The organism is Actinopolyspora xinjiangensis (assembly GCF_900104475.1).
In the GTDB taxonomy this organism is placed as follows: Bacteria; Actinomycetota; Actinomycetes; order Mycobacteriales; family Pseudonocardiaceae; genus Actinopolyspora; species Actinopolyspora xinjiangensis.
Genome location: NZ_FNJR01000001.1, coordinates 401,721 through 425,188, shown reverse-complemented (window position 1 = coordinate 425,188; position 23,468 = coordinate 401,721). Strand labels below are relative to the sequence as shown.

The 23,468-nt window shown below is 68.3% G+C and carries 18 protein-coding genes and 1 pseudogene; 11 read left to right on the top strand and 8 right to left on the bottom strand.

Annotation, left to right across the window (positions count from 1 at the left end):
- Positions 1-182 precede the first annotated feature (182 nt).
- The 3 genes from BLQ75_RS01985 (at position 183) to BLQ75_RS01975 (ending at position 3,359) form a co-directional block, all read left to right on the top strand.
- A complete protein-coding gene (locus BLQ75_RS01985; RefSeq protein ID WP_092596751.1) occupies positions 183-1,592 on the top strand; it encodes a hypothetical protein in 1,410 nt (469 codons plus the stop codon).
- On the top strand, positions 1,579-2,148 hold the full coding sequence (cyaB, locus tag BLQ75_RS01980; protein WP_092596748.1) for a class IV adenylate cyclase: 570 nt from the start codon (positions 1,579-1,581) through the stop codon (positions 2,146-2,148). The genes BLQ75_RS01985 and cyaB overlap by 14 nt, the downstream gene beginning before the upstream one ends.
- Positions 2,149-2,735: 587 nt before the next feature.
- Positions 2,736-3,359 (top strand): LppU/SCO3897 family protein, encoded by a 624-nt coding sequence (locus BLQ75_RS01975; protein ID WP_092596745.1) that lies wholly within the window; start codon positions 2,736-2,738, stop codon positions 3,357-3,359.
- Positions 3,360-3,691: 332 nt separating this feature from the next.
- Here the strand turns inward: BLQ75_RS01975 and BLQ75_RS01970 are convergent.
- The 4 genes and pseudogenes from BLQ75_RS01970 to BLQ75_RS01955 all read right to left on the bottom strand — a co-directional run.
- A pseudogene (locus BLQ75_RS01970) lies at positions 3,692-4,564 on the bottom strand (ABC transporter ATP-binding protein); the annotation flags it as partial.
- 62 nt (positions 4,565-4,626) lie between these two features.
- Complete coding sequence (locus tag BLQ75_RS01965; protein WP_092597271.1) at positions 4,627-5,433, bottom strand: ABC transporter permease; 807 nt, start codon at positions 5,431-5,433, stop codon at positions 4,627-4,629.
- Positions 5,430-6,194, bottom strand: a complete 765-nt coding sequence (locus BLQ75_RS01960) for an ABC transporter permease (protein ID WP_092597265.1) — start codon at positions 6,192-6,194, stop codon at positions 5,430-5,432. Before BLQ75_RS01960 ends, BLQ75_RS01965 begins: the two co-directional genes overlap by 4 nt.
- Positions 6,195-6,529: 335 nt before the next feature.
- The gene (locus BLQ75_RS01955) at positions 6,530-7,552 is read right to left on the bottom strand and encodes an ABC transporter substrate-binding protein (RefSeq protein ID WP_244515169.1); all 1,023 of its coding nucleotides are present in this window, start codon (positions 7,550-7,552) and stop codon (positions 6,530-6,532) included.
- A gap of 579 nt (positions 7,553-8,131) precedes the next feature.
- Here BLQ75_RS01955 and BLQ75_RS01950 point away from each other — a divergent pair.
- Genes BLQ75_RS01950 through BLQ75_RS01935 form a run of 4 tightly spaced genes read left to right on the top strand, consistent with a single transcriptional unit; the run spans position 8,132 to position 13,478 of the window.
- The gene (locus tag BLQ75_RS01950) at positions 8,132-11,689 is read left to right on the top strand and encodes a sensor histidine kinase (RefSeq protein ID WP_170837272.1); all 3,558 of its coding nucleotides are present in this window, start codon (positions 8,132-8,134) and stop codon (positions 11,687-11,689) included.
- On the top strand, positions 11,686-12,114 hold the full coding sequence (locus BLQ75_RS01945; RefSeq protein ID WP_017973097.1) for a roadblock/LC7 domain-containing protein: 429 nt from the start codon (positions 11,686-11,688) through the stop codon (positions 12,112-12,114). The genes BLQ75_RS01950 and BLQ75_RS01945 overlap by 4 nt, the downstream gene beginning before the upstream one ends.
- A 31-nt stretch (positions 12,115-12,145) precedes the next feature.
- Positions 12,146-12,889 carry a DUF742 domain-containing protein gene (locus BLQ75_RS01940; RefSeq protein WP_092596737.1) on the top strand — a complete coding sequence of 248 codons (744 nt, stop codon included), beginning with the start codon at positions 12,146-12,148 and terminating at the stop codon, positions 12,887-12,889.
- Entirely contained in the window at positions 12,870-13,478 is a 609-nt protein-coding gene (locus tag BLQ75_RS01935; protein WP_092596734.1) for a GTP-binding protein, read from the top strand. Before BLQ75_RS01940 ends, BLQ75_RS01935 begins: the two co-directional genes overlap by 20 nt.
- A gap of 89 nt (positions 13,479-13,567) precedes the next feature.
- Here the strand turns inward: BLQ75_RS01935 and BLQ75_RS01930 are convergent, their stop codons facing one another.
- Positions 13,568-15,868: a helicase-associated domain-containing protein gene (locus BLQ75_RS01930; protein WP_244515167.1), complete on the bottom strand. Its 2,301-nt coding sequence runs from the start codon at positions 15,866-15,868 to the stop codon at positions 13,568-13,570.
- A 203-nt stretch (positions 15,869-16,071) separates the two neighbouring features.
- Here BLQ75_RS01930 and BLQ75_RS01925 point away from each other — a divergent pair, with 203 nt between their 5' ends.
- The 4 genes from BLQ75_RS01925 (at position 16,072) to BLQ75_RS01910 (ending at position 19,798) form a co-directional block, all read left to right on the top strand.
- Positions 16,072-16,260, top strand: a complete 189-nt coding sequence (locus BLQ75_RS01925; protein ID WP_043576022.1) for a hypothetical protein — start codon at positions 16,072-16,074, stop codon at positions 16,258-16,260.
- Between the two features lie 196 nt (positions 16,261-16,456).
- Positions 16,457-17,944, top strand: coding sequence for an NAD-dependent malic enzyme (locus BLQ75_RS01920; RefSeq protein WP_092596728.1), 1,488 nt, complete (start codon positions 16,457-16,459; stop codon positions 17,942-17,944).
- A gap of 325 nt (positions 17,945-18,269) precedes the next feature.
- Positions 18,270-18,761, top strand: coding sequence for a cyclic pyranopterin monophosphate synthase MoaC (moaC, locus tag BLQ75_RS01915; RefSeq protein WP_092596726.1), 492 nt, complete (start codon positions 18,270-18,272; stop codon positions 18,759-18,761).
- Between the two features lie 50 nt (positions 18,762-18,811).
- Positions 18,812-19,798 carry a molybdenum cofactor biosynthesis protein MoaE gene (locus tag BLQ75_RS01910; protein ID WP_092596723.1) on the top strand — a complete coding sequence of 329 codons (987 nt, stop codon included), beginning with the start codon at positions 18,812-18,814 and terminating at the stop codon, positions 19,796-19,798.
- A 620-nt stretch (positions 19,799-20,418) separates the two neighbouring features.
- Here BLQ75_RS01910 and BLQ75_RS24395 read toward each other — a convergent pair.
- From BLQ75_RS24395 to moaA, 3 genes are all read right to left on the bottom strand, one after another.
- A complete protein-coding gene (locus BLQ75_RS24395) occupies positions 20,419-21,090 on the bottom strand; it encodes a LysM peptidoglycan-binding domain-containing protein (protein WP_092596720.1) in 672 nt (223 codons plus the stop codon).
- A gap of 870 nt (positions 21,091-21,960) precedes the next feature.
- On the bottom strand, positions 21,961-22,311 hold the full coding sequence (locus tag BLQ75_RS01900; protein ID WP_211481107.1) for a MoaD/ThiS family protein: 351 nt from the start codon (positions 22,309-22,311) through the stop codon (positions 21,961-21,963).
- 83 nt (positions 22,312-22,394) lie between these two features.
- Positions 22,395-23,453, bottom strand: coding sequence for a GTP 3',8-cyclase MoaA (moaA, locus tag BLQ75_RS01895; protein ID WP_170837271.1), 1,059 nt, complete (start codon positions 23,451-23,453; stop codon positions 22,395-22,397).
- Positions 23,454-23,468: the final 15 nt, after the last annotated feature.

Genomic DNA, 23,468 nt, shown 5'->3' with positions numbered 1-23,468 from the left:
TGGTGATCGTACATGTGGCTGTGGATCGATCGATCCGGTGGCTTCCGCGAGCGTTGTGTCGACATGAAAAGTAGCGACCTGTTTTTCTGAATAGGGTGAGTTGTGCTGTGTGGTTGATCCGCTTTCCTTCAGGGGGAATGGGTGATTCTTCGAGGTGTCGTCGAACATGACTGAAAATTTTTATGATTGAGGTTCTGATGCTGCAGAAAAACTTTTTTCGTGAATGCAAAACGAATGCTCAATATTTGGATCTGGCGACCAATGCGCACGGTGATGAGAAGGGTTTATTGTTGCATCGTGCTCTGGACCGTATTCAACGGTCGAGCCGTACGGCGGTCGAAGTCGGGCCTGGCGGCGGCGCGGCGGTGTCCTATCTGGCGTCCGCGCTCGACGTCCACGACATCGAAGCTCTTCAGCTGACCCTGATCGAGGCTCCCGGGGTCGAGTCGCGGTCACTGGCCCAATCGATCGATGATTTCAACCGCGCAGGCGGGAGCTGCGTGCTGAAACGGGGGTTGGTGGAAGACATCGACAGCATTATTCCTGAACCGGTCGACGTCATCTCCGCATCGGCTCTACTGCATGAGGTTTACTCGTACAGCGGAGCCTACAGTGGTCTCCATGCCGTGATGCGAGCGCTGCCGACGATGTTGCGATACCACGGTTACTTCGTCTACCGGGACGTGTACGCGGTGGAATCTCCATCGCTTCATGACAGGACCGTTCAATCCTACGACTCATTGGCATGGTTGCAGTTTATCCGGATGTTCGTTCCGCATTACCTCCGAGAGGGGACGCATCCGTACCACCACGCGGCGGACGACATGGTGGTTCGTCAGAACTCACGGATCGTGCCCATCGACCAGTTGGACGTGAACTCATGCGCGAGTATCGTCGCTCCCGTCGGAGTTTTTCGGGAGATCCAACGTCACTACGTCACCTTGCGCGACCACGTGTGGCGTTCTGGTGTGCTGGGATTCAAACCCTATCTGGAAGGGCAGCTGGCACACGACTGGGTGGACTTCAAGCGTGGCCACAAGCGGGTGCACTACACGCTGACCGGAACGGACTGGTTGTCCCATTCGCAGCAAGTCTCGTTGTTGGCGATGAGCGAGGTGTACGCGGATCACTACACCATCGACAGTGACATTTTGGACGAAGTTACTGACGTGGCTCTGACCGAGTTTCTCATCGCTGCTATGAAGGGGGACGAATCCTGTTCGCAAGTCTGGTCCTCGTGGTTGGCCAGAGAAGGACGCGAGTCCTACGCCTACATGACGCTGGATGATCTGTTGGCCGAGTTCGCGGTCAGCTCGGCGGACTCGGAGTCCCGGACAGTGCTGATGCCCGTTCAAGCGGGTGATATCGCCCGAGTGGATCGGAACTACTACAACCGCTTCTTGCGGAAGCGGTTGGCGACCCCACTGGTCGACGCGAAGCAACTGGTGCTGTTCCAGAACGTACCGTGTTCCGACGAGAGCACGTTGCGTCGAGCGATGGAAGCGATCCAGCACGTCTGCGGGAAGCAGAACTTGGCGCGGATATACACGGCGATGAACTCACGGAGATCATTCGGTTATGAGTCCTGTTGAAGTGGAACGCAAACGCGAGCTGTCCGAAGCGTCGTCACTGCGGGAGCGGCTGGTCGAGTTGGGGTACCGACGAGAGGGAACGTTCGTGGAGACGGACACCTACTACTCGCCTCAGCACGTCGATTACCTGGAAACGATCGAGTGCCTACGGGTACGGCAGCGGGACGGCTTCGCCGAGATCACCTACAAACCGGCCTCCGACGCTGAGACCCACTCGGTCACGGATGTCATTTCCAAGGTGGAGACCAATGTGCGCCTCGCCGGTCCCGAGCAGGCCGAGGCCGCGAACAGACTGCTGTCGTGCGTCGGTATGAGCACACTCGCGTGTGTCAAGAAGGAACGGGTGCTCTACCGCCATCCCGAGCGGGAGGACGTCGCTGTCGCCATCGACTCGGTCGACTCGGTCGGTTCGTTCGTGGAGACGGAGGTGACGAGGACGGACGACTCCGGAGCCGAGATTCTGGAGGAGATCGAAACCGCGTTGGGGGTGACGGGGAACCGCGTAGTCACCGAGCCCTACCGAGACCTGGTGCGAACGGCGTCGGTGCCCACCTGACACCGCCCTACTGCCGCGCTGTCAACCGGAGCGGCAACCAGGACACCTCGAACGCGACCGCCGTCCCGCCGCGACGTGGGGACGGCGGTAGCTGTATGAGGTGAACCGAACCCGTGTGGTGGAGTTAACTCGGTCGCCCCCGAGGCGCGTCGTTGTTGGTATCCCGGGTGATCAGCGGTCCGTCAGTCACGTGCTTGCTCCCGGCTGAACTGGATCGGTGCTGGTGCGGGGTTCGTCGCCACCCGGCCGCGCGGTGGTGGACGTCCGGCCGGTTCCGGAAACGGCGGGACCCCGTCGAGTATTCCACCGGCGGTGGCGGGGGAGGCACGGTGTCGCGCGTCACGGTTCTCGGCTGTCGAAGTCCCCGGCGGTGATCTCGAGGGGGATCCACCTTCACGTGCGACGGTCGGGTCGACACGTATCGCCACCTCTCGGGACGCACCGTTTCCGACCGGGCAAAACTCCGATTGCGGCGAGGTTCCATTGCGGCAACACTCGTCCGATTCGCCGGAATGAGCCCTCCAACTACGGCATTGGGTCCAGTACGTTTTTCGTCCGAACGAGTGAAAGCTATCGAAGAGGACGGCGTGACTACTCCACCGCAAACACCGGACCCGGCCGAACAGCCCGAACAGGAGCGGGCGGAAGAGCAACAACCGGCCCCCGAACGAGAAGGGGGCAGGCGCAGCAAGTCGCTGGTGGTCACGCTCACCACGCTCGGAGTGGCCGTACTGCTGGGGGTGGCCGGGGTGTTCGCCTTCGGTCCGCTCCGCTCGAACATCACCGAGGCCGTCTCCGGCTACTTCGGCCCTGATTTCGAGAAGGGCGACTGCCTGAACCTGGTCGACGCGCGATTGACCGACTTCGAGGAGGAGAAGGTCGAGTGCGGTTCCGACGCCTCGGACTACGAGATCGTCAAACACCTGACGGGCGGCGCGAAGTGCTCGGAAGACCGCGCCTACGAGGTGCTGACCGTCGACAGCGACACCTACTGCATGGTTATGGACGTGACCACCGATGACTGCCTGTGGGTCCAGGGGAAGAAGTACCTAGACACGAAGGTCGACTGTGGCTCGGAGAACGCCACGTGGCGTGTCACGAAGGTGGCCGACAAGAGCGACGATTCCGTCTGTGCTCCGGGCGAGTACTACGCGATCTACCCGGAACCCCCGCGCACGGTGTGCATGAAGGATCTCGCCGAGCAGGGATGAGCGGTGAGCGGGCCGGTCATGACCCCGTGAGCCCCCCCACGTGGTGACCGGTGTGGTCGCGAGCCGGTGAGCCGGAGGTCTCGCACGAGAGCTCCGGCCCACCGGCGGTTCAGCGGCAGGAGAGCTCCGGCGGGTCAGCCGGACTCGCCCACTCCCTGACGTTCCGGTGTGGACTCGGAGGTCTCCGCCGCGAAGTCCCCGCCCGTCTCGTCCGACGAGCCCGATTCCGCGGCGGCGCCGGGCTCGTCCGCCGCGGACGATTCGCCTTCGTCGTCCGCCTCGTTCGGCGGGTCCGTTTCCCGCTCGGCGGCCGATCCCGCGTCTTCCGCGTCCTCCGCCTGCCGTTCCGCGGCTTCCTCGGGAGCCTGTTCGTCGGTGCTGTCGTCGTGCGACTCGCCCGCCCCCTCCGGCTCGGCGCGGACGCCGTTCCGCTCGGAGCCGGTGCCGCGCTCTCCGCCGCGCAGCATCCGGGCTATCTCGCCGCGCAGCTGCACGAAGGTCTCCGACTCGCGCGTGCTGATCTGGTCCCGGTCGTCACCGAGCTCGACCGGCAGGTCGGCCACTATCGACGCTGGTGACTTCGACAGCACCAGCACCCGGTCACTGAGGTAGACGCTCTCGTCGATGTCGTGGGTGACCAGCAGGATCGTCGTTTCCTGCTCCTTGCGCACCCGCAGCAGCAGGTCCTCCAGGTCGAACCTGGTCTGCGCGTCCACCGAGGCGAACGGTTCGTCCATCAGCAGCAGCGCGGGACGGCACGCCAGGGCCCTCGCGATGGCCACGCGCTGCTGCATCCCACCGGAGAGCTGCCACGGGTACTTGCGTTCCGAGCCGGACAGTCCCACCCAGTGCAGGGTCTGCTCCGCCCGTTCACGGCGCTCGGCCCGGCCGATGCCGCGCGAGCGCAGTGGGAACTCGATGTTGCCGCGCACGCTCATCCACGGGAACAGCGAACGGCTGTAGTCCTGGAAGACGACCGCGAGGTCCTCGGGAACTCCCCGCACCGGCTCACCGTGCATCCGCACTTCGCCCCGGGTCGGTTCGATCAGCGAGGCGACGCAGCGCAGCAGCGTCGACTTGCCGCACCCGGACGGACCCACGATGCAGGCCAACTGTCCGGAGCGGACGTCGAACGACACGTCGCCGATGGCGGTGTGCCGTTGGTTTCCCGCGTAGGTGTGGCTCAACCCCGTGACTTCCAGCATCTTCGGCACGGTGTCGCTCCTGTCGGTGGTCGGTTCGGATTGCTCCACTGCCGGGGTTCTCGTCATTGCGGCACCGCCTTGAGCACACGGTTCTCGACGGCGGAGAGGATCGCGTTCAGCACGTAGCCGAGAACGCCGATCAGCACGATCCCGCCCCAGAGTTGTTCGTAGTCGAGCTGGTCGCGGGCCAACACCATGGCGTGTCCCAGGCCGTCGCTGGCGCCGACCAGCTCGGAGATCACCATCATGATCAGCGCCAGCGAGAGGCTGATCCGCAGACCCGCGAATATCTTCGGCACTGCGCTGGGCAGGACCACGGAGCCGAACCAGAGTCGGCGGGATATCCCGAAGGCCCGGGCGGTCTCCGTCTTGGTGACGTCCACGGACCGCGCGCCGTCGGCGCTGTTGAGCAGGATGGGCCACACGCAGCCGAAGACGATCGTGGCCAGCTGCAGTTTGAATCCGATGCTGAACAGCACCATGAACACCGGCAGCAACGCCGGTGGCGGGATGGAGCGCGCGAAGGACAGCAGCGGCCCCACGTAGGCCAGCGCGTTGCGCGACCGCCCCAGTAGCAGTCCCAGCGACACTCCGGCGACCCCGGCGACCAGCCAGCCCAGCAGCAGCCTGCCGACGCTGGGCAGCACGTCGTCGAAGGCGGCCTCGGTCAGGAACAGCGTGCCGATCCCGCCGCTGAACCACAGCTCCCACATCCTGGTGAGGATTCGCAGCGGGGTGGGGAAGAACGTGCTGCCGCTGCCCGCGGTCGCCAGCTGCCACAGCAGCACGCACACCACGAGCACGGCCAGTTGCAGCGCCGCGCCCGACAGGCGGCCGCGGGCGGGCACTTTGGTTCCTACGGTGCTCATGCCGTGCCTCCCGCCGGTGCCCAGGTGATCCACTTCCGCTGTACGCCTGCCATCCCGGCGTTGATGAGGTAGCCGAACACGCCCGCCACCAGGGTTCCGGCCAGGACCTGGTCCATGCGGCCCGCGCCGCTGCTGGCGAGATAGATGTAGTGGCCGATCCCGCCGTTGCTTCCCATCAGCATCTCGGCGCTGATGAGCACGATCAGTGCGGTGCTGGCCGACAACCGCAGCCCGGTGAACACGAACGGGATCACGTTGGGCAGCTTCACCCGCAGCAGCACCTGAGTTCGCGAGATCCGGAACGCCCTGGCGGATTCGAGCAGTTGGTCGTCGATCTCACCCACGGCGTAGATGGTGTTGAACAGCAGTGGCCACACGCCCGCGTAGACGGCGAGGAAGATCTTCCCGGCCGGACTGCCTGCCGCGACGACCACCACCAGTGGGATCAGTGCCACGGAGGGGACCGGGCGCAGGAACTCCACGAGCGCCGTCACGGCGGTGCGCAGCAACGGCACGCTGCCGAGCAGCAGTCCGGACGGGACGGCTATCACCGCGCAGCAGCACAGCGCGATCAGCCATGCCAGCACGGTGGCGATCACGTCGAGCAGGAAGTCCCGCTCGCCGAGCATCCGGACCAGTTCCTGCAGCACGATCGAGGGAGGTGGGAGGTACTGCTGGGGCGCGAGACCGGAACGGCCGACGATCTCGCAGAGCACGAGAAAGACGGCGACCCCGATCAGTGCGCGTGCGGTGTTGCGCATGACTTCCTGACTGGTTTCGAGGGGCGGTCGGGATCCGTCGATCCGGGAGGTGGGCACGGGTTCGTGCCCTCGGGATCGGTGGCCCGCTGGCCGGGCCGGAAAGCAAACGCCGGGCCGCGTTCGGCGGCCCGGCCGTTTCGCCGACTACTCACTGGTGCCTTCCCGCCGTGTCGGCGGCAGGCCGAGTCCTCCTGACCGGTCGCCGCCCACACGTGCGATTCGAGGGAACCCGCCGGTCGTGGTGCGGCGGGCCGCTCGACGTCGGCGGGTTCGTCCCGGACGCCCGGGCACCGGGTGAGCGCCTCAGGCGCGGGTGGTGGACACCGGTTCGGGGCTCACTCCTCGCCCTTCGGGGGCTGGAAGAGCATCGAGTTGATGTCGAACTCGTTCGGCGGGAGCTCACCGTTGTTCTCCATCAGGCTCACGACGCTCTTGAGCCTGCTCGCTTCGAGCGTGGAGGGGTAGGTGCCGATCGTGACGAGCGAGGCCGTCTTCGGTTCGATCTTGGTGTAGTCCGGCAGCAGCTCCTCGACGGCGTTGCGGTCGCCGTTGGCCTCGGCCTGGGCCTTGGACATCACCTTCTGGAACTTGGCCGCGGCGTCGGGGTTCTGCTCGGTCCACTCGCTGGTGGCCGCGTAACCGGCGATCGGCATGTTCGCGGTCGGCCCGGAGGTCTGGTCCAGCAGGGTCTCCGCGCCGAGCTGGTTGGCCCGGGAGATGAACGGCTCGATCACCGAGGCCGCCGCGACGTCGCTGCGGTCCAGCGCGGCGGGCATGTCGGGGAAGTCCATCGTGACGAACTCGATCTTGCTGGTGTCGACACCCCTGGTCTTCAGCGCGCTCACCGCCGTGAGCTCGTTCAGGTTGGCCCGCGTGTTGACCGCGACCTTCTTGCCTTCGAGGTCGGCGGGTTTGTGCACCGTCTTGTCAGGCATGTGCATCAGCAGGAAGGTGCCCTTCCGGGCCTGGTAGGCGTCCGAGACGGCCTTGATGTCCACCTTGCCCTCTTGCTTGGCCCGGATGAACGAGACCCAGTTGCCGAACGTGATGTCCAACTCACCGCTGGCCAGTTTCGGGATTCCCTGCGCACCCCCCGCGATGGTGGAGGTGTTGATCTTCAGGCCCTCCTCGGCGAAGTAGCCCTTGTCCATAGCCAGGTGAAGCGGAGCCACGTCCACGGCGGGCATGGTGCCCAGGTTGATCGTGGTCATCCCGGACTCCGAGTCCTCGCTGCCTCCCGAGCCACTGAGTAGACCGCAGCCGGAGGTCAGCATCAGGCCGATTCCGGCGGCGAGCGCCAGCGCGCTCCGGGTCAGTGAGCGGCTTCTCCGGCCGGCTTGCACAACAGGTCGAACCATGGTCAGCAATGCTCTTTCGGGTGATCTGAACAGGACGGCGAACAGGTGATTACTTTCACGGTTCCGGCACTAAGAGTCAACAGCTCAGGAGTCACACCTCCATAAGGAGGAAGTTAAATGAGCTACATGGACACGCACCGCGAACAATGAATCTCTTTCGCATAACGAGTCCCATCAGCATCCGCTGGTCGGGCCGTTCTCGGTGTGCTATCTCACAGTTCCCCTCGGGGTGGCTCGCTGTGCCGATCTGACCGGGCCAGTACCCCCGAAAGGTCTAAGTCTGGCAATAGTGTGAATAACGCTACGTATAGCGCCCCACTTTCCCGATCGTGGTGTGCGCCAGTACGCTGAAGCCGCCCGTGGGAGTCGTGCAGCCCCGGCCCCATGGGTGGTGCGTTCGGGACGCCAGGGTGGCGACCATCCCCTGAGCTGCACTTCTCGTGTTCTCGGTGTCGGTTATCCGCTCTGCGGAAACGACACGTGCCCGTAACTGTCGGAATGAGGAAGCCACGAGTGGCCGGAGGAAACAAAGGCCCCGATCGGTCGACCGGGACGGGGTCAGCGGGTTCACACCCATTGATGACGGGTGAGGAAGCCGCGACCGCGAGTGATCAGGGTGTGTCGGGGCGGACACCCACTCCGAACGGCGGCGGTCCGGCCGACGATCCAGCCGAGGATCGACCTTCCGGTGGACTGCGGATGCGCAACTGGCGACTGCGCACCAAGCTGCTGGTGGTCCTGATCGTGCCCGCTCTGGCCGCGCTGGTCTTCGGCGCGCTGCAGGTCGTCTCCGACTACAACCAGACCCAGCAGCTGCTGCGGATGCGCCAGCAGGTCACCCTGGACAGCAGCGCCGCCAAGGTCGTCCACGAGCTGCAGCGCGAACGCGACCTCACCGTGGCCCACATCGCGGCGGGACGCCGCGGCGATCGCAGCCAGCTCACCGAGCAGCGCCGCGCGGTGGACAACGCCATCGGCGAGTTCCGGTCGGCCATCGAGGAGGCGCAACAGCGGGGCAACACGGCGGTGGCCCGCCCGTACGAGCAAGCGCTGGACCGGTTGGACCGGCTCCAGGCCCTGCGTTCGGTAACCGACGGGACCGCCTATCCGGCCACGGCCGCGTTGCGGGCCTACAGCTCCTCGGTGGAGAACCTGCTCTCCCTCGGGGAACGGGCCGTCGCCAAGCTCAACAACGAGAGCGTGGTCCGGCTCTACCTGGCCACCAACGCGATGTCGCGCGTCAAGGAACAGGAGTCGGTCAAACGCGCCAGGCTGCTCGCCGCGCTGGAAAGCGGCGAGTTCGGCATCGGCGGGCAGCGGCAGCTGCTCGCCACCGACGCGAGCATGCAGGCCGCGCTGGAGGAGTTCCGCAAGCGGGCCACCAACGCCCAGATTCAGCGCTACAACGACACCGTCTCCGGTCTGGCCGTCGGGCAGGCGCGCAACCTGGAGGAGACCGCCATCGTGCGGTCCCAACAGGGGCAGGGACTGTCCGACATCGATGCCCAGGAGTGGATGCGCAGCTCCACCGAGACGGTCAACCTCACCTACCAGGTGGAGTCCGGACTCCGGCAGCAGCTGCAGGACAAGGCCGACCAGCTGGCCGGAGCCGCCCGTACCCAGACCTATTTCGTCGTCGTGCTGGTGCTCGTCGCGCTGATCGTGGCGTTCGCGATCGCGCTGTTCGTCGCCCGTTCGCTGCTGCTGCCGCTGCGCACGCTGCGGCGCTCCGCGCTGAACGTGGCCGACAACCGACTGCCGGAAGCCGTCGAGTCCATCCTGGAGGAGGACAACCCGGACCTGGGCGAGCGCAGTCGCATCGACCCGATCCCGGTGCACACCACCGAGGAGATCGGCAGGGTGGCGCGTTCCTTCGACGCCGTGCACGCGCAGGCACTGCGCCTGGCCTCCGAACAGGCCCTGCTGCGCAACAACGTCAACGACCTGTTCGTCAACCTGGCCCGCCGCAGCCAGACGCTGGTGCAGCGGCAGCTGTCGCTGATCGACCGGCTGGAGCAGGACGAGCAGGACCCGGACCAGCTCAGCCAGCTGTTCGAGCTGGACCACCTCGCGACCCGGATGCGCCGCAACAACGAGAACCTGCTCATCCTCGGCGGCACCGACCTCACGCGGCGCACCGTGCGCCCGGTTCCGCTCAGCGAGGTGATCGGAGCCGCCGTCTCCGAGGTGGAGCAGTACGCGCGCGTCGTGATCGGCGAGACGCCGGATCTGGCGATGCAGGGGCGCGTGGTCAACGACATCGTGCACCTCATCGCGGAGCTGCTGGAGAACGCCACCGTCTACTCCAACCCGGACACCGAGGTCACGGTGCGCACCGCCTACCGAAGGCAGGAGCTCGTGCTGGAGATCCGGGACCGCGGTGTGGGCGTGGACGCGGAACAGCTGGACGAGATCAACGACCGGCTGGTCCGCCCGCCGGACATCGACGTGGCGGTCTCGCGCCGGATGGGGCTCTACGTGGTGGGCCAGCTCGCCCGCAGGCACAACGTCGCCGTCGAGCTGCAGAACAACGGTGACCTCGAAGGCGGCGCCACGGCCACCGTGCGGTTGCCGGGCGAGCTGATCGTGCAGCTCACCCCCAACGGGCCCATGCCCATGCCCGACATGCCGCGCGAGCAGCCGCGCGAGTCCGGGGTGGGCGAGACCGGTTCGCACGCCGGGCTCGCCGCGGCGTTCGACGGGGAGCACGCCGCCCAGTTCGAGCAGTCGCGGACCAACGGTCATCCCCAGCAGCTCCCGTCGAGGTCGCCGGAGCCCGCCGAGCCGGAGCCGTTCCGGCCGGAACAGGAGGAGCCGGCCTCCCACGCGCCGTGGCCGGCCGAGGAACCGGACCCCGAACCGGGGCGGGCCGAGACACCGGACTATTCGGTCCGGCTGTCCTCCGGCGACGCCTACGGGATCACCGAGGTGCCGCACTGGGACGACGGTCTCGAACCGGAGGAGCGCTCCGCTCCGGACACGCGGCAGAGCTCCGGTGACGAGTGGGCGACGATGGACTGGCCCGGTCCGGAGGACTCTCCCGAACCCCCCGCTGCCGATCCCGACGGGGAGTACGTCGGCCAGTGCGCGGCACCGCCCGGCCTGGAGGAGTCGGCGGATCTGTTCCGCAGCCCGTTCGAGTCCGAGAAGACCGAACACATGTCCTGGCCCGACGGGGCGCTGGACGAGGACTCGACCGGCGCGGTGGTGTCCGGGGACTCCGCCGACACGGGGGTCACCGAGCGGGTCCCGGCCGTCACCTTCGGATCGGCCGCCGAGGGGCCGGAGGTGGACGACACCCCCACCGAGCGGTTACCCATCTACGAGGCGGTGCTCTCGCAGTGGTTCCGCGAGGAGGACGAGGAAACCCCCGCTCCGAGCAGGTCGGGCCTGGACCGCAACTCGGAGCTGCCCCCGGATTCCGAACTGGTCGACGACGCGATCGGCTGGCCGGGTCGTTCGACGCTCGGCGGCACGCGCTCGAACGGTTCGGCACACGATGGTGTGAACCAAGCGGTATCGTCTGGTGGCGATCTCGATGTCGGTGCCACCGGAGGCGAGGCGCTGAATGGTTCCCAACCGAACGGCCGTGACTCGGCCGAGAAGTACGGGCGGTCGTCGTGGCCGACCGCGGACGGGAGCGACCGGCAACGGGTCGCCCACGACGATTCGGCGGACAGGTCCGGCCCTCCGCCGGAGGACGCGGCGTCGAGCGACGACGCCTCCGGCGGTTCGGCAACGGCCATGCGGGCCTTCTCCGGTCGCAGGGCGGCCACGCGCGAGCAGCGCAACCGCGTGGCCGACGCGCGCCAGTCCGGAGAGGACCCCGGCTGGGGTGCCGGTGACGCGGGCTGGCAGGCAGCCGAAGCGCTCGTACAGCGGACCGAGCAGGAGCAGGAGCAGACCTCGGCCGGGTTGCCCAAGCGCAAGCCGAAGTCGAACCTCGTTCCCGGCTCGGCCGCCGAACACCAGTCGCCGGCGCCCAGCAAACCGGCAGTGCCTCGGTCGGCCTCCGCTGTCCGTGGCAGAATGTCCAACTTCCAGCAAGGCGTCCGGCGTGGTAGGCACGCAAAGGTCGAACCAGAGTCGACAGAACAGTCCCGCTCGATTCCGAGCCGTCCCGAGGAGCAGGAGTGACCGGGTCCGTCCAGCAACCCATGAGCAGCAACAGCTTCAGTTGGCTGATCACCGACTTCGTACGTCGGGTGCCCGGCGTGGCGCACTCCGTCGTCGTCTCCGCGGACGGTCTGCTGCTCGCAGGATCGCAGGGTCTGCCCCGTGACCGTGCGGAGCAGTTGTCGGCCGTCGCGTCAGGGCTGGTCAGCCTTACACAAGGCGCCGCGCGTTGTTTCGAGGCAGGTGACGTCACCCAGACCGTCGTCGAGATGGAACAGGGCTACCTGTTCCTGATGTCCATCAGCGACGGTTCCTGCCTGGCGGTGTTGGCCGCGCCCAACGCCGACATCGGTCTGGTGGCTTACGAGATGACCCTGCTGGTGGAGCGGGTCGGGCGGCAGCTCACGCCCGAGCTGCGTGCTCAGCTGCAGGGTATGGGGCGATGAGATCAGCCGCGGCTGACGTTGGGAGCTCATGATGAGCGAGGGGGCCAACCCGAACTGGGACGGTGACCTGTTCCGTCTCTATAGCCAGCGGATGGGTGACGACTGGCAGCAGGACTTCCTCGGTGACGCGCCGGACCCGAATTCCGGGGGACAGCGCGCTCCACGAGGAGGCGACGCCGCCAGTACCGAGGAGTATCAGCGCGGGCTCTTCGGAGGTCCGGGGGCCGATCTGTTCGGTTCCGACTATCACTCGGAGTACGGTGAGGCGGCTTCCGGGGCGGGAGCGCGCGGCGAGGAGGGACCGGACGGCGGCCCCATGTCCATGCCGTCCATCTCGCAACCGATGTCCCCGCTGTCGCAGTCCATGCCGTCCATCTCCTCGTCGATGCCGTCCATCCCGGGACAGGACGGCGCGGGCGCCGACGACGCGGAGGAAGAGGGCTCGCTGATGCGGCCGTACGCCCGAACGCGTGGGCGTACCCGTAGCGACTACGACCTCGCGATCGAGACGCTGGTCTCGACCAGCGAGCGAGGTCGTACGCAGAGTGCGCAGGCCACGCCGGAGCATCGCTCGATCTGTGGCCTGTGCACCGATGCCCGTTCGATCGCCGAGATATCGGCGCACCTGAGGCTCCCGCTGGGAGTGGTGCGGGTGCTGATCGGCGATATGGCCAGTCTCGGCCTGGTCGAGATTCACGATAGCGGAATGGTCGTGGGCGACCGGCCGTCCATGGAGTTCTTGGAAAGGGTGCTCAGTGGGCTTCGCAGGCTCTGATCCCCACGCGGTGAACGGTGGAGATGGCGGTGGCAAGACCTCGACGAAGATCGTGGTCGCCGGTGGCTTCGGGGTCGGCAAGACGACCCTGGTCGGGTCGGTCTCCGAGATCCTCCCGCTGACCACCGAGGCGGTCATGACCGAGGCCAGTGTCGGGGTAGACGACCTCACGGCCACGCCGGGCAAGGTGACCACCACGGTCGCCATGGACTTCGGCAGGGTCTCGTTGGACGAGGACCTGATCCTGTACCTGTTCGGGACGCCGGGACAGCACCGGTTCTGGTTCATGTGGGACGACCTGGTCCGGGGCGCCATCGGCGCGGTGGTGCTCGTGGACACCCGCAGGCTCGCCGACGCCTTCGCGTCGATCGACTTCTTCGACGACCGGCAGCTGCCCTACGTGGTGGCGGTCAACACCTTCGACGGGATGCTGCACCACCGGTTGGAGGACGTGCGGGAAGCGCTGACCATCGACGAGTCGGTGCCGGTGCTCGGGTGCGACGCCAGGGACAAGGAGTCCACCAAGGAGACCCTGATCACGCTCGTCCAGCACGCGATGCGCCAGCGGATGGCCACCTCCCAGAGCTGACCGGTTCGCCGCCCGCGTTTCGGCGGGGTGCTCGATCGGTTCCACGGTCGGCGTGGTGGCCGGGGCGCGGGCTGCCGGGCCCGCACGGCTCAGCTCTCCACCACGGCCACCGAAGTGATCCGGTGCAGCGGGAAGTCGCCCAGTTCGCCTCTGGTGGAGTCGAACCCCTGCAGCACACCTCCGCCGACGCTGACCGGCCGCACGATCCGCTGGGTCGCTCCGCCCTGGGCGTCCACGAACCCCAGCCACACGTCGTGGCTCTGGCGTGCGGCCTCCCGCAGCAGTTCCAGCGTGGCGTTCGCGCTGGGCCTGCCGCGTTCGGGCGCGATGGTGTTGCCGCGTGTCGCGGCGGCCTGGTCACCTGCCCTTACCGTGCGCACCCGTTCGGTGAGCTGCTGCTCGTCCGGCCGGTTGGGCGCGGCAGGTTCGCCGCGGGCGCCGCCGAACCTGCCACGCCCCTTGATCCGCTGCGGACCACCGCGCAGGTCCAGCACACCGCCGTCGGAGCTCTCCGCCACGGGCGAGTACCCGGCCCCGCGCAGCTCCTCGACGAGTTCCTCGAGGGGTAACGGGCTGATCAGCACGGTCGGGGCGATGCGGCGCAGCCCCAGGTGCGTCAACTTCTGCTTGCCCAGGACCTCGGTGAGAACCACCGAGTCCTCGCAGCGAAGGAAGGACGAGGCCGCTCCGGCCCGCAGCCTGCCGTGCCTGCGCGCGGTGTCGTCGATCAGGTAGTTCAGCGCCTGCGGCACCGGGGTGCGCGAGTGGCGCTCGAACAGTTCCCGCAGCTGCTCGCCGCTGCGGCCCGCGTCCAGGGCCCGCCTGATGCTGGACTCGCCGACCCGGTAGACCGTGGCGCTGCCCGCCGACTCCACGTCGGCCACCAGGCCCAGCTCCGCCGCCAGCTCCGGTTCCAGCCGGCCCGGCGCGACCACGGTCAGGTCGGCCTGCACCAGCACGTGATCGACGGGATCCGGGATCGCCGAGGCCATGACGCTCGCCGCCGTGCTCTCGTCCTCATCCAGGAGCGCGCGCCCCGCCGAGGACAGGCCCCCCAGCGCGACGACGCCGAGGGCCCTGGCCTCCCGGAGGGTCCAGCGCACCAGGTCGTCCCGCATCGAGCCGCCGCGACGAGGGGCGCGCCAGGCGAGCACGGCGGCCACGTCGTCCTCCCGCCGGAAGCCCCACCCGCCCGGCTGCTCGTCCAGCAACTCCAGCACGCGGCGCCGGTCGCGGGGTGCCGAGGAGCGCCGCAGCCCCTCGGAGAGGGGGCCCAGCAGCCGGTCCCGCGCGTCCCGCGAGCCGATCAACCCCGGCAGGCGGGGAAGCTCCAGCCAGGACCCGGCCAGCAGGGCCCAGCGGTGCTCCGGGCTCGCAGCCAGCCACACGTCGGCCTGCACGGTGGGAACCCACCTCGGTTCCTCGTCCGGGCTGGTGTCGATCAGCCCGGCGCCGGTCGCCAACTCCACGATCAGCCCGGCCCGTGCCTCGTCCACGTCCAGTTCCCTGGCCAGCTCCCTGACGTCGCGCACCCCCACGCCGCCGGAGCGCAGCACGTCGGGAGGCTCCTGTCCCCAGGACTCCAGCAGCAGTTCGACGTGGCGGTTGAGCTCCAGCACCTCACCGGCCGCCGTGTCGTCGATCCGCCGCTGTCCGTGCTCGTCGAGCTCCAGCGGCGGCTCCGCCGTCGCCACGCTCCCCATGGGAGCGTCACCGCGCGCGGCGAGGCCGAGCTGGCGGGGCAGTTCGACGGTGTCGCCGTTCCGCCGGATCAGCAGCCCGCGCAGCAGCAGCCTGCCGATCGGGGTGTCCGGGCGCTCGGCTCCGGGCTTGGCCTGTTCGGTCCGCCCCACCGGGGAATCCCCCGCGAGCCTGGCGACGACGCCGCGCTCCTCCTCGTCCAGCTCGGCCAGCACCTCGTGGGCGCGCCGCTCGGACAATCCGTCGAGCTCGGCGCCGAGCCCACCGGGGTGGGCGCGCACGGTCTCCCGCATCGTGGCGGCCGTCCTGATCTTCTCGTCCGGCCCCCAGACCAGTGCGCGTTCCCGCAGCGGCCCGATCCGCGAGGTGAGTTCTCCCCGAGTGGCCTCACCGCCGAAGAACGAGGTGAGCCGGTCCAGCGAGACGGGCCCCTCGTCGGCCTTCAGCAGCACCAGCGCCTCCAGCACGGTCAGGCTGAGCGAGTCGAGGTCCTCGCAGGCCCGTGCGATCGAGGAGCGCACCGTCGCGCGCGCGGCCAGCACCGAGGAGTCCGTGGGAGGAGGGGTCGCCAGGTCGGGCCGGGAACGCAGCAGCGCGAGCAGTTGACGGTCGTCGGAGGCGCGCAGCAGTTCGGCCAGCGAGTCCGCACCTTCGGAGGACGGTTCGTTCGGCGCTGGGTTGGCGGGCATCCCTTCCAACATACCCGTGCGGACCCAAGCACGGTGGCCTGTGGTAAATGGCGTTCGGCACGTGGGGGTAGTGGGGGACGACGGCGCCGTATCAGGCAGACTGGTATTCGAGCAGGCAAGCTTGGAATCCCTTTCGCGAACCGGTCGGCCCCGTACGGGAACGGCGCGACCGTGCGCGGCGGGAGTCCGTGAAGGAGGTTGGCGTGGCCGACGCGAGCAAGTCCAAACGTGAGCGCATCGACCCGGAATGGCCGCAGGACGAGGAAGGTCACCCCGTGACCGAGTTCCTGGCCGACCGGCAGGGCGCCATGTCCCCGTTCGGGGACGTCAGCTTCCCGCTGCCGGAGGGCTCCGTTCCGTACCACCACCCGCGGACCCGGATCAACAAGTGAGCCGTCGCCGCTGATTTCCGATCCTCCCGCCGGGGCGGCTCTCCGTCCCGGCGGCTCCGCGCGGATCGCCCGACCCCGCTTCGAACCGGCCGGGGCCGGGGCGAGGGAAGGGGTAGCCGTAGCGCCGCGAGGGTGAGTTCTAGTCTCGGTCCTGCCACAGGGTTTCGCGAGAGCTCATCACTGACAGAGGTGCTACATGCCGGTTCCAGGTCCGGGCTACTCCATCACCGTCCGGGTCGAGGCGCCCCCCTCGGCCAACGCCGCCGGTGATCTGACCACCGCCGTCGGTCGTACCGGTGCGGTCATCACCGCCTTCGACGTGGTGGAGTCGCACTCCGACCGCATAGTGGTGGACATCACCTGCAACGCGTTGTCCGCCGACCACGCCGAGGACATCACCGAGATCCTCGAGGCACTGCCGGGGATGCACGTCCGCAAGGTCTCCGATCGGACCTTCCTGGTGCACCTCGGCGGCAAGATCGAGGTCAATTCCAAGGTCGCGCTGGCCAACCGTGACGACCTCTCCCGCGCCTACACCCCCGGGGTCGCGCGGGTGTGCACCGCCATCGCGAAGAATCCCGACGACGCGCGCAGGCTCACCGTCAAACGCAGCTCGGTCGCGGTGCTGACCGACGGGTCCGCCGTTCTCGGACTCGGCAACATCGGCCCCGAGGCCGCGTTGCCCGTGATGGAGGGGAAGGCGGCGCTGTTCAAGAAGTTCGCCGGGGTCAACGCCTGGCCGGTGTGCCTGGACACCCAGGACACCGAGGAGATCATCCGCGCCGCGGAGCTGCTCGCCCCGGTCTACGGCGGTATCAACCTCGAGGACATCGCGGCGCCGCGTTGTTTCGAGATCGAGGCCAGGCTGCGGGAGAAGCTCAACATCCCGGTCTTCCACGACGACCAGCACGGCACCGCCATCGTCGTGCTCGGTGCGCTGCGCAACGCGCTGCGCGTGGTGGACAAGGACCTCTCGGAGTGCCGGGTCGTGGTCTGCGGCGTGGGCGCGGCCGGATCGGCGATCATCAGGCTGCTGAACAAGAAGGTTCCCGCCGACATCATCGCGGTGGACATCGACGGGATCGTGCACAGCGAGCGCCAGGACGCCGACGAGCACCTGCGCTCCATCGCGGAGCAGACCAACGCCGAGGGACGCACCGGCACGCTCAGCGACGCGGTGCGGGGAGCGGACGTGTTCATCGGCGTCTCCGCTCCCAACCTGCTCGGTGAGGACGACGTCGCCGCCATGAACGACGACGCGATCGTGTTCGCGCTGGCCAATCCGGACCCGGAGGTCGATCCGCTGGTCGCGCAGCGGCACGCCACCGTGGTCGCGACCGGACGCAGCGACTACCCGAACCAGATCAACAACGTGCTCGCCTTCCCCGGTTTCTTCCGGGGGTTGTTGGACGCCCACGCGCACAACATCACCGACGAGATGATGCTGGCGGCCTCCAACGCGATCGCCGACGTGGTCGACGGCAACGACCGCGTCAATGCCTCGTTCATCGTGCCCAGCGTGTTCGACACGACGGTCGCGCCCGCCGTGGCGGACGCTGTTCGCCGGGTGGCCGTGTCCGGCGGGACGGCCGACCCGGAGGCGCAGGGCGGGGCCACGGGTGGCGCCGTGGTCGGCGCCCCGGTTCTGGGCTTCGCCGAGCCGGGCGAGGAGGCCGAGTTCTGATCCCGCTCTCCGAGCGGAACGGATCGGCCCGGTTCCCGTAGCCGTTCAACCGGCGGAACCTCCCGCCGGTTCTCCTCGCGGGGTCCGACACCGGGTGGTCGCCACCCGGTGTCGGACCCACCAGGGAGAGCCCGTTCGAGGACGCGGCGGTGCGAGTCGCGGGACTCGCGCTCGCGTGGTCGTGGCGGCACGGGATCGCACAACTCGCCGGCCGACAGCGGCGAACCGGCATCCGACGCGGTACCGGCTCGCGCCACGGCCGTCGTCGCCGAAACGGCGGCCGCGCGCCTGTGGCACGCCCGTGCGGATCGTCTAGGCTCGCCGCATGGCGACACAGCACGAGTTCAGCCACGTGGACGAGCACGGTGCCGCGCGGATGGTCGACGTCGCCGACAAGGAGACCAGCGCGCGCAGCGCGGTGGCCTCCGGAGTGGTGCGCACGACGGCCGCCGTGATCGAGCAGCTGCGCCGGGACGACCTCCCCAAGGGGGACGCGCTCGCCACCGCCCGCATCGCGGGGATCATGGCTGCCAAACGCACGCCCGACCTGGTTCCGCTGTGCCACCCCATCGCGATCGCCGGAGTGCGGGTCGATCTCGAAACCGCCGAGCGGGAGGTGCGGATAACGGCCACCGTCCGCACCACCGACCGGACGGGTGTGGAGATGGAAGCGCTCACCGCCGTCACCGGGGCGGGGCTGGCGCTGCACGACATGATCAAGGCGGTGGACCCGGCGGCCGTGCTCGACGAGGTGCGTGTCGAGCGCAAGGAGGGCGGTAAGACCGGGGTGTGGATTCGTCCGGACGAGTCGGCATGAGTTCCGGAGCGATGCACGTGTCAGGGCGGCAGGCAGCAGGGGAGAACACCATGACCGAACGAGACGCCCGGGTGATCGCCGCTTCCAACCGGGCCGCGCGGGGGGTCTACGAGGACCGGACCGGCCCCGTCATCGTGGACTGGCTGCGGGAACGCGGGTTCCGAGTGCCCGACCCCGAGGTGGTCGGTGACGGGGAACCCGTGGAGGCCGCGTTGCGTTCGGCCGTGTCCGAAGGGATGGCGCTGGTGCTGACCACCGGCGGCACCGGCATCAGCCCCACCGACAGAACTCCCGAGATGACCGCGCGGGTGCTGGACTTCCCCGTACCGGGGTTGGCCGACGCGCTGCGTACCGCCGGGCTGCCCGAGGTGCCCACCGCGGTCCTCTCGCGTGGGCTGGCCGGTGTGGCGGCAGGCACGTTGGTGGTCAACCTGCCCGGTTCGCGCGGTGGTGTGCGCGACGGGCTCGGGGTGCTGGACGGCGTGCTGGAGCACGCCCTGGAGCAGCTGCGCGGGGGCGATCACCCGCGCGCGGCCGATTCCGCCTCCTCGGGGGGGTCCGCCGGGGAGCCCGCCGGACACGCGGTCGCGGAGCCGGGTGGCTCCGCCGGGATCGGCGGTGTCGTGATCGCGGGGATGACCGAGGAGGTCATCGATGTGTCGTGGCTGGCCGAACGGGTGGGGCACCGCGCGGCGGGAGCCGTGGTCACGTTCGCCGGTGCCGTCCGGGACCACGACGGTGGTCGTGGTGTCCGCGAGTTGGAGTACACCAGCCACCCCTCGGCCGAGGAGGTGATCGCGGAGGTAGCGGCCGACGTGCTCTCCCGCTCCGACGGCGTGCGTGCGCTGGCGGTGCTGCACCGGACCGGAATGCTGGGGATCGGTGACGTGGCTCTGGGGTGCGCGGTCTCGGCCGAACACCGCAAGCAGGGCTTCGACACCTGCGCCGAGCTGGTCGACGAGGTCAAGCGGCGGCTGCCGGTGTGGAAGCGGCAGGTGTTCCATGACGGGCAGGAGGAGTGGGTCAACTGCCCGTAGGGACTGTGACGGTTTGGTGGTCGTAGCCGGTTGAAGTGGCGGAACCTCTCGTGGGCTCTCGCTGCGGCCAGGCCCGACCTCGGGTAGCGACCTACACAACGTCGGGCCTTCCTCGCGAGAGCACCACGAGAGAACCCGCGGCGGTGCCGGTGGCGGGGGTGGTGGTTCGGCGCTGGGAGCGCCGAAGGAGTCCGCGGAGCGGCGCCTTGCCGCGTTGGGCCGGCTGTTGAGTAGCGACCTACGCGGCGAGCGGCCCTGCTTGGCAATGCGTCCGCCTCACGCACCGGGGATACGCGCCCTGCTCAGTCATAGGGTCGTGTCCCGGCGACGGCTCCGAGGGTGTCATCTCGCGGGCGGTTTCAGGTGCTGAGTGCATCGCTCGGTACCGAGAACGGGATCCGGACGCGGTTCTGTACGGGGTCGAGTTCTCGTAGCGCCGTGCGGCGGACGAGAACGGGGCCCCGCCGCTGGGGGAAGGCGGCGAGGCCCCGAGTCAGGGGTGCCTGATCCGCGTCCCCGGCGTCAGCCGGGGGCCGGTGCTCGCTCCCTCGATCCCGAGAACCGGTTCGCGGCCAGGCACTGGATCCGTGGATCCCTTGCGCGGTCAGGTCGACGCGCTGTCAGCGGATGTCCAGCTGCTGCCCCGGGAAGATGAGGTCGGGGCTTTCCAGGACGTCGCTGTTGCGCTCGTAGATGTCCTGGTAGTGCACGCCGAACCGCTGACCGATCTCGCTCAGCGTGTCGCCGGAGCGGACGGTGTAGTCGGCGCCGTTCGAGCGCACGACGAGCTCCTGGGACTCCTGGGATTCCTGGGCGGAGTCGGACTTCGTCTCGGCGGGCTGTTCCCGCTTCGGAGCGGACTGCTGCTGCGCGGCCGCTTGCTCCTGCGAGGAGTCCTCGGAGACGGTGCCCGTGTTGTCGGTGCTGCCGCTGACCCAGTTGGTCTTGGCGGTGCAGCCCGGCCAGGCGCCGGGGCCCTGGGCGGCCAGCACCTTCTTGGCGATGGCGATCTGCTCGGCACGGCTGGCCTGGTGGGCGTTCGGCGCGTACTGGTCACCGCCGAAAGCCGACCACGTCGAAGGGGTGAACTGCAGGCCGCCGTAGAAACCGTTGCCGGTGTTGATGTGCCAGTCACCGCTGGACTCGCACTGGGCGAGTTCGTCCCAGTCGGCGGCACTGGCCGGGGCGGCGACGGCCAGCGGCGTGGCCACCACGGCACCCGCGACCGCGACCCGAGCCGCGTTGCGGGCGAAGTTCGACGACTTACGGTGCTTGCCCTTGTAACGAGCCATGTCCCTCTCTCCTGCCGCGCCTGCGGGGTTTCCGGTGGTTCCGTGGGGAACCCCGAATCCGTGGAGCTTCGGGGGACTCCAGCGGTTTCCCGTCCCTGCCCGGTTTCGTTTCGCTCGGGGGTAGGAAGCCCGCCGGGCAGAGCTCGGCGCTGCGGACTTCCCGGTTTCTCGTTGTGCCGGTCGGTTCGGGGCCGACCGGTGGGAACAGTACGTAATCGCGCAAGCGAACGGAAACTTAATGGAATGTGATGCTGATCACAGTAACGTGGCGTCGGCGTCACTCGATCAGGGTTGTTTGTGCAGCGCACAGCTTTGTTATCGATCTGTTTCCTAGTCGATATCGATCACTCGCGGTGAGGTGTGGGTCACTTTTACTGACCCGGTTGCGATTGTGTAGATCCAGTGTGATAAGGGGATCGTCGTTTTTCGTCGCCGCATGGGCAGGAACTCGCGCGTCGGTCGGCTCCGACACTCATGGCGATTCGGTGGTCGCGAAGCGCGTTCGAAAGGGGTTCACAGAGTGATCCCTCACCCGGCTGTGGAATCCGGGAGACGTCGTCGCGGAAAAATGTCGATGTGATCCGCAAGAATCACGCAGAAGAGTTAGCCAAACACGCCGAGATGCGACTCCCGGCGTGTCGTTTCCCGGTGGCAGCGTGCTGTCCGGCGCCTCGGCGTGACTCCCGGTTCGGAGGCGAGGCCGTCCCTGCTCCTCGCGGTACACGCGCGTCGCGCCCGTGAGTGTCCCCCGGAACCCCCGCCGGGGGATCGGCCCGCCAGGGACTCCGAGAAGACAGCTCGGACAACAATGCTGGGGGAGCAGTATGGTTCGGGACGCCGGGCTCGCCGCGCCGGCACACCGAGCCGCGATCAGCCGCCCGCGAACGGCGGCAGCACGTCGAACTCGGCCCCCTCGGGAACCCCCACCGTCCCGTCCCGCACGGCCACCCCGTCGAGCAGGAAACCGCAGGCCCCGACCACGCGAGCCAACGATTCGTCGTGCGAGGCCCGTACGGCTCGGATCACGTCGTTCGCCGAGACGGCCTCGTCCGCCACCGCCGGAGCCACCCGTAGCGTCTCCTCGGCGACCCCGGCAGCGGCACGAGCTCCCGCGAAGTACCTCACCCGCACCGAGATCGCCGTCCCCGCCGCCGAACCCGCCTTCGGCGATTCCGCGCGCTCCTCCGGTACGAGCTGTGCTTCCTGCCGTTCGTCCATCATCGGCCGAGGAGTCCTTTCGGGCGCTGTGTCGGCTCGGCCCGTGCGGTTCCACCACCGACCACCGGGCCGAGCCGCGAGAGGTTCTAACCACCGATCGAGCTCATCGGGCGGGAAGGCTGTGCGAAGCCCTCCTCATCCATCCCGTGACCGGCCGCCTTGGCCCACATGGTCTCCCGCCACAGCCGGGCGAGCTCCTCGTCGTCGGCGCCTTCCCGCATCGGGTCACGCAGGTTGGTCTCGGTCTGGGAGAACAGGCAGGAACGCAGCTGCCCGTCGGCGGTCAGCCTCGTGCGGTCGCACGTGGCGCAGAACGGGCGAGTCACCGACCCGATCACACCCACCGTGGCCGGGCCGCCGTCGACGAGCCAGCGTTCCGCCGGTGCCGAACCGCGCTCGGCGCTGTACGGCGTGAGGGCGAACTCCTCGCCCAGCATCCGCAGGATCTCGTCCGCGGTGATCATCTCCGCCCGGTCCCAGCCGTGCTGCGGGTCCAGCGGCATCTGCTCGATGAACCGCAACTGGTAGTCCCGCTCCAGGCAGTATCGCAGCAGGTCCCGGGCCTCGTGGTCGTTGACGTCGCGCAGCAGTACGGCGTTGACCTTGACCGGTTCCAGCCCGGCCTCCTTGGCCGCGCGCAACCCGTCGAGCACGTCGTCGAACCTGTCCCGGCGCGTCAACCGGTGGAACGTCTCCCGGTCCAGTGTGTCCAGCGAGATGTTCACTCGGTCGAGACCGGCGGCCGCGAGTTGGCCGGCGAACCTGCCGAGATTGATGCCGTTGGTGGTCAGCGAGGTCCTGGGGGAGCCGGGCAGCGAACTGGTCGCGGTGATGATGTCCACCAGATCCTGCCGCAACAGCGGCTCACCGCCGGTGAAGCGGACGTTGGTCACCCCGAGCTCCCGCACCGCGAGTTCGATGAGCCGGATCATCTCCGCGGTGTCGAGCATCTCGGACCGCTTCATCCACGGCAGGCCCTCGGCGGGCATGCAGTAGGTGCAGCGCAGATTGCACTTGTCTATCAGGGACACCCGCAGGTCGGTCGCGACCCGTCCGAAGCGGTCGACCAGGTACGGCGTATCCGGACGCGCCGACGTGTCGATCGTCCGGCGGGCGACCGGGATGCCCAGGTCCACGGAAGTCACACCGTTCAGCGTAAC

Bases quoted from the DNA above. Each gene is read 5' to 3' on its own strand.
- BLQ75_RS01985 (WP_092596751.1), top strand. From the start codon at position 183: ATGATTGAGGTTCTGATGCTGCAGAAAAACTTTTTTCGTGAATGCAAA.
- cyaB (WP_092596748.1), top strand. From the start codon at position 1,579: ATGAGTCCTGTTGAAGTGGAACGCAAACGCGAGCTGTCCGAAGCGTCG.
- BLQ75_RS01965 (WP_092597271.1), bottom strand. From the start codon at position 5,433: ATGAGCACCGTAGGAACCAAAGTGCCCGCCCGCGGCCGCCTGTCGGGC.
- BLQ75_RS01960 (WP_092597265.1), bottom strand. From the start codon at position 6,194: ATGCGCAACACCGCACGCGCACTGATCGGGGTCGCCGTCTTTCTCGTG.
- BLQ75_RS01955 (WP_244515169.1), bottom strand. From the start codon at position 7,552: ATGGTTCGACCTGTTGTGCAAGCCGGCCGGAGAAGCCGCTCACTGACC.
- BLQ75_RS01950 (WP_170837272.1), top strand. From the start codon at position 8,132: ATGACGGGTGAGGAAGCCGCGACCGCGAGTGATCAGGGTGTGTCGGGG.
- BLQ75_RS01940 (WP_092596737.1), top strand. From the start codon at position 12,146: ATGAGCGAGGGGGCCAACCCGAACTGGGACGGTGACCTGTTCCGTCTC.
- BLQ75_RS01930 (WP_244515167.1), bottom strand. From the start codon at position 15,868: ATGCCCGCCAACCCAGCGCCGAACGAACCGTCCTCCGAAGGTGCGGAC.
- BLQ75_RS01920 (WP_092596728.1), top strand. From the start codon at position 16,457: ATGCCGGTTCCAGGTCCGGGCTACTCCATCACCGTCCGGGTCGAGGCG.
- moaC (WP_092596726.1), top strand. From the start codon at position 18,270: ATGGCGACACAGCACGAGTTCAGCCACGTGGACGAGCACGGTGCCGCG.
- BLQ75_RS01910 (WP_092596723.1), top strand. From the start codon at position 18,812: ATGACCGAACGAGACGCCCGGGTGATCGCCGCTTCCAACCGGGCCGCG.
- BLQ75_RS24395 (WP_092596720.1), bottom strand. From the start codon at position 21,090: ATGGCTCGTTACAAGGGCAAGCACCGTAAGTCGTCGAACTTCGCCCGC.
- BLQ75_RS01900 (WP_211481107.1), bottom strand. From the start codon at position 22,311: ATGATGGACGAACGGCAGGAAGCACAGCTCGTACCGGAGGAGCGCGCG.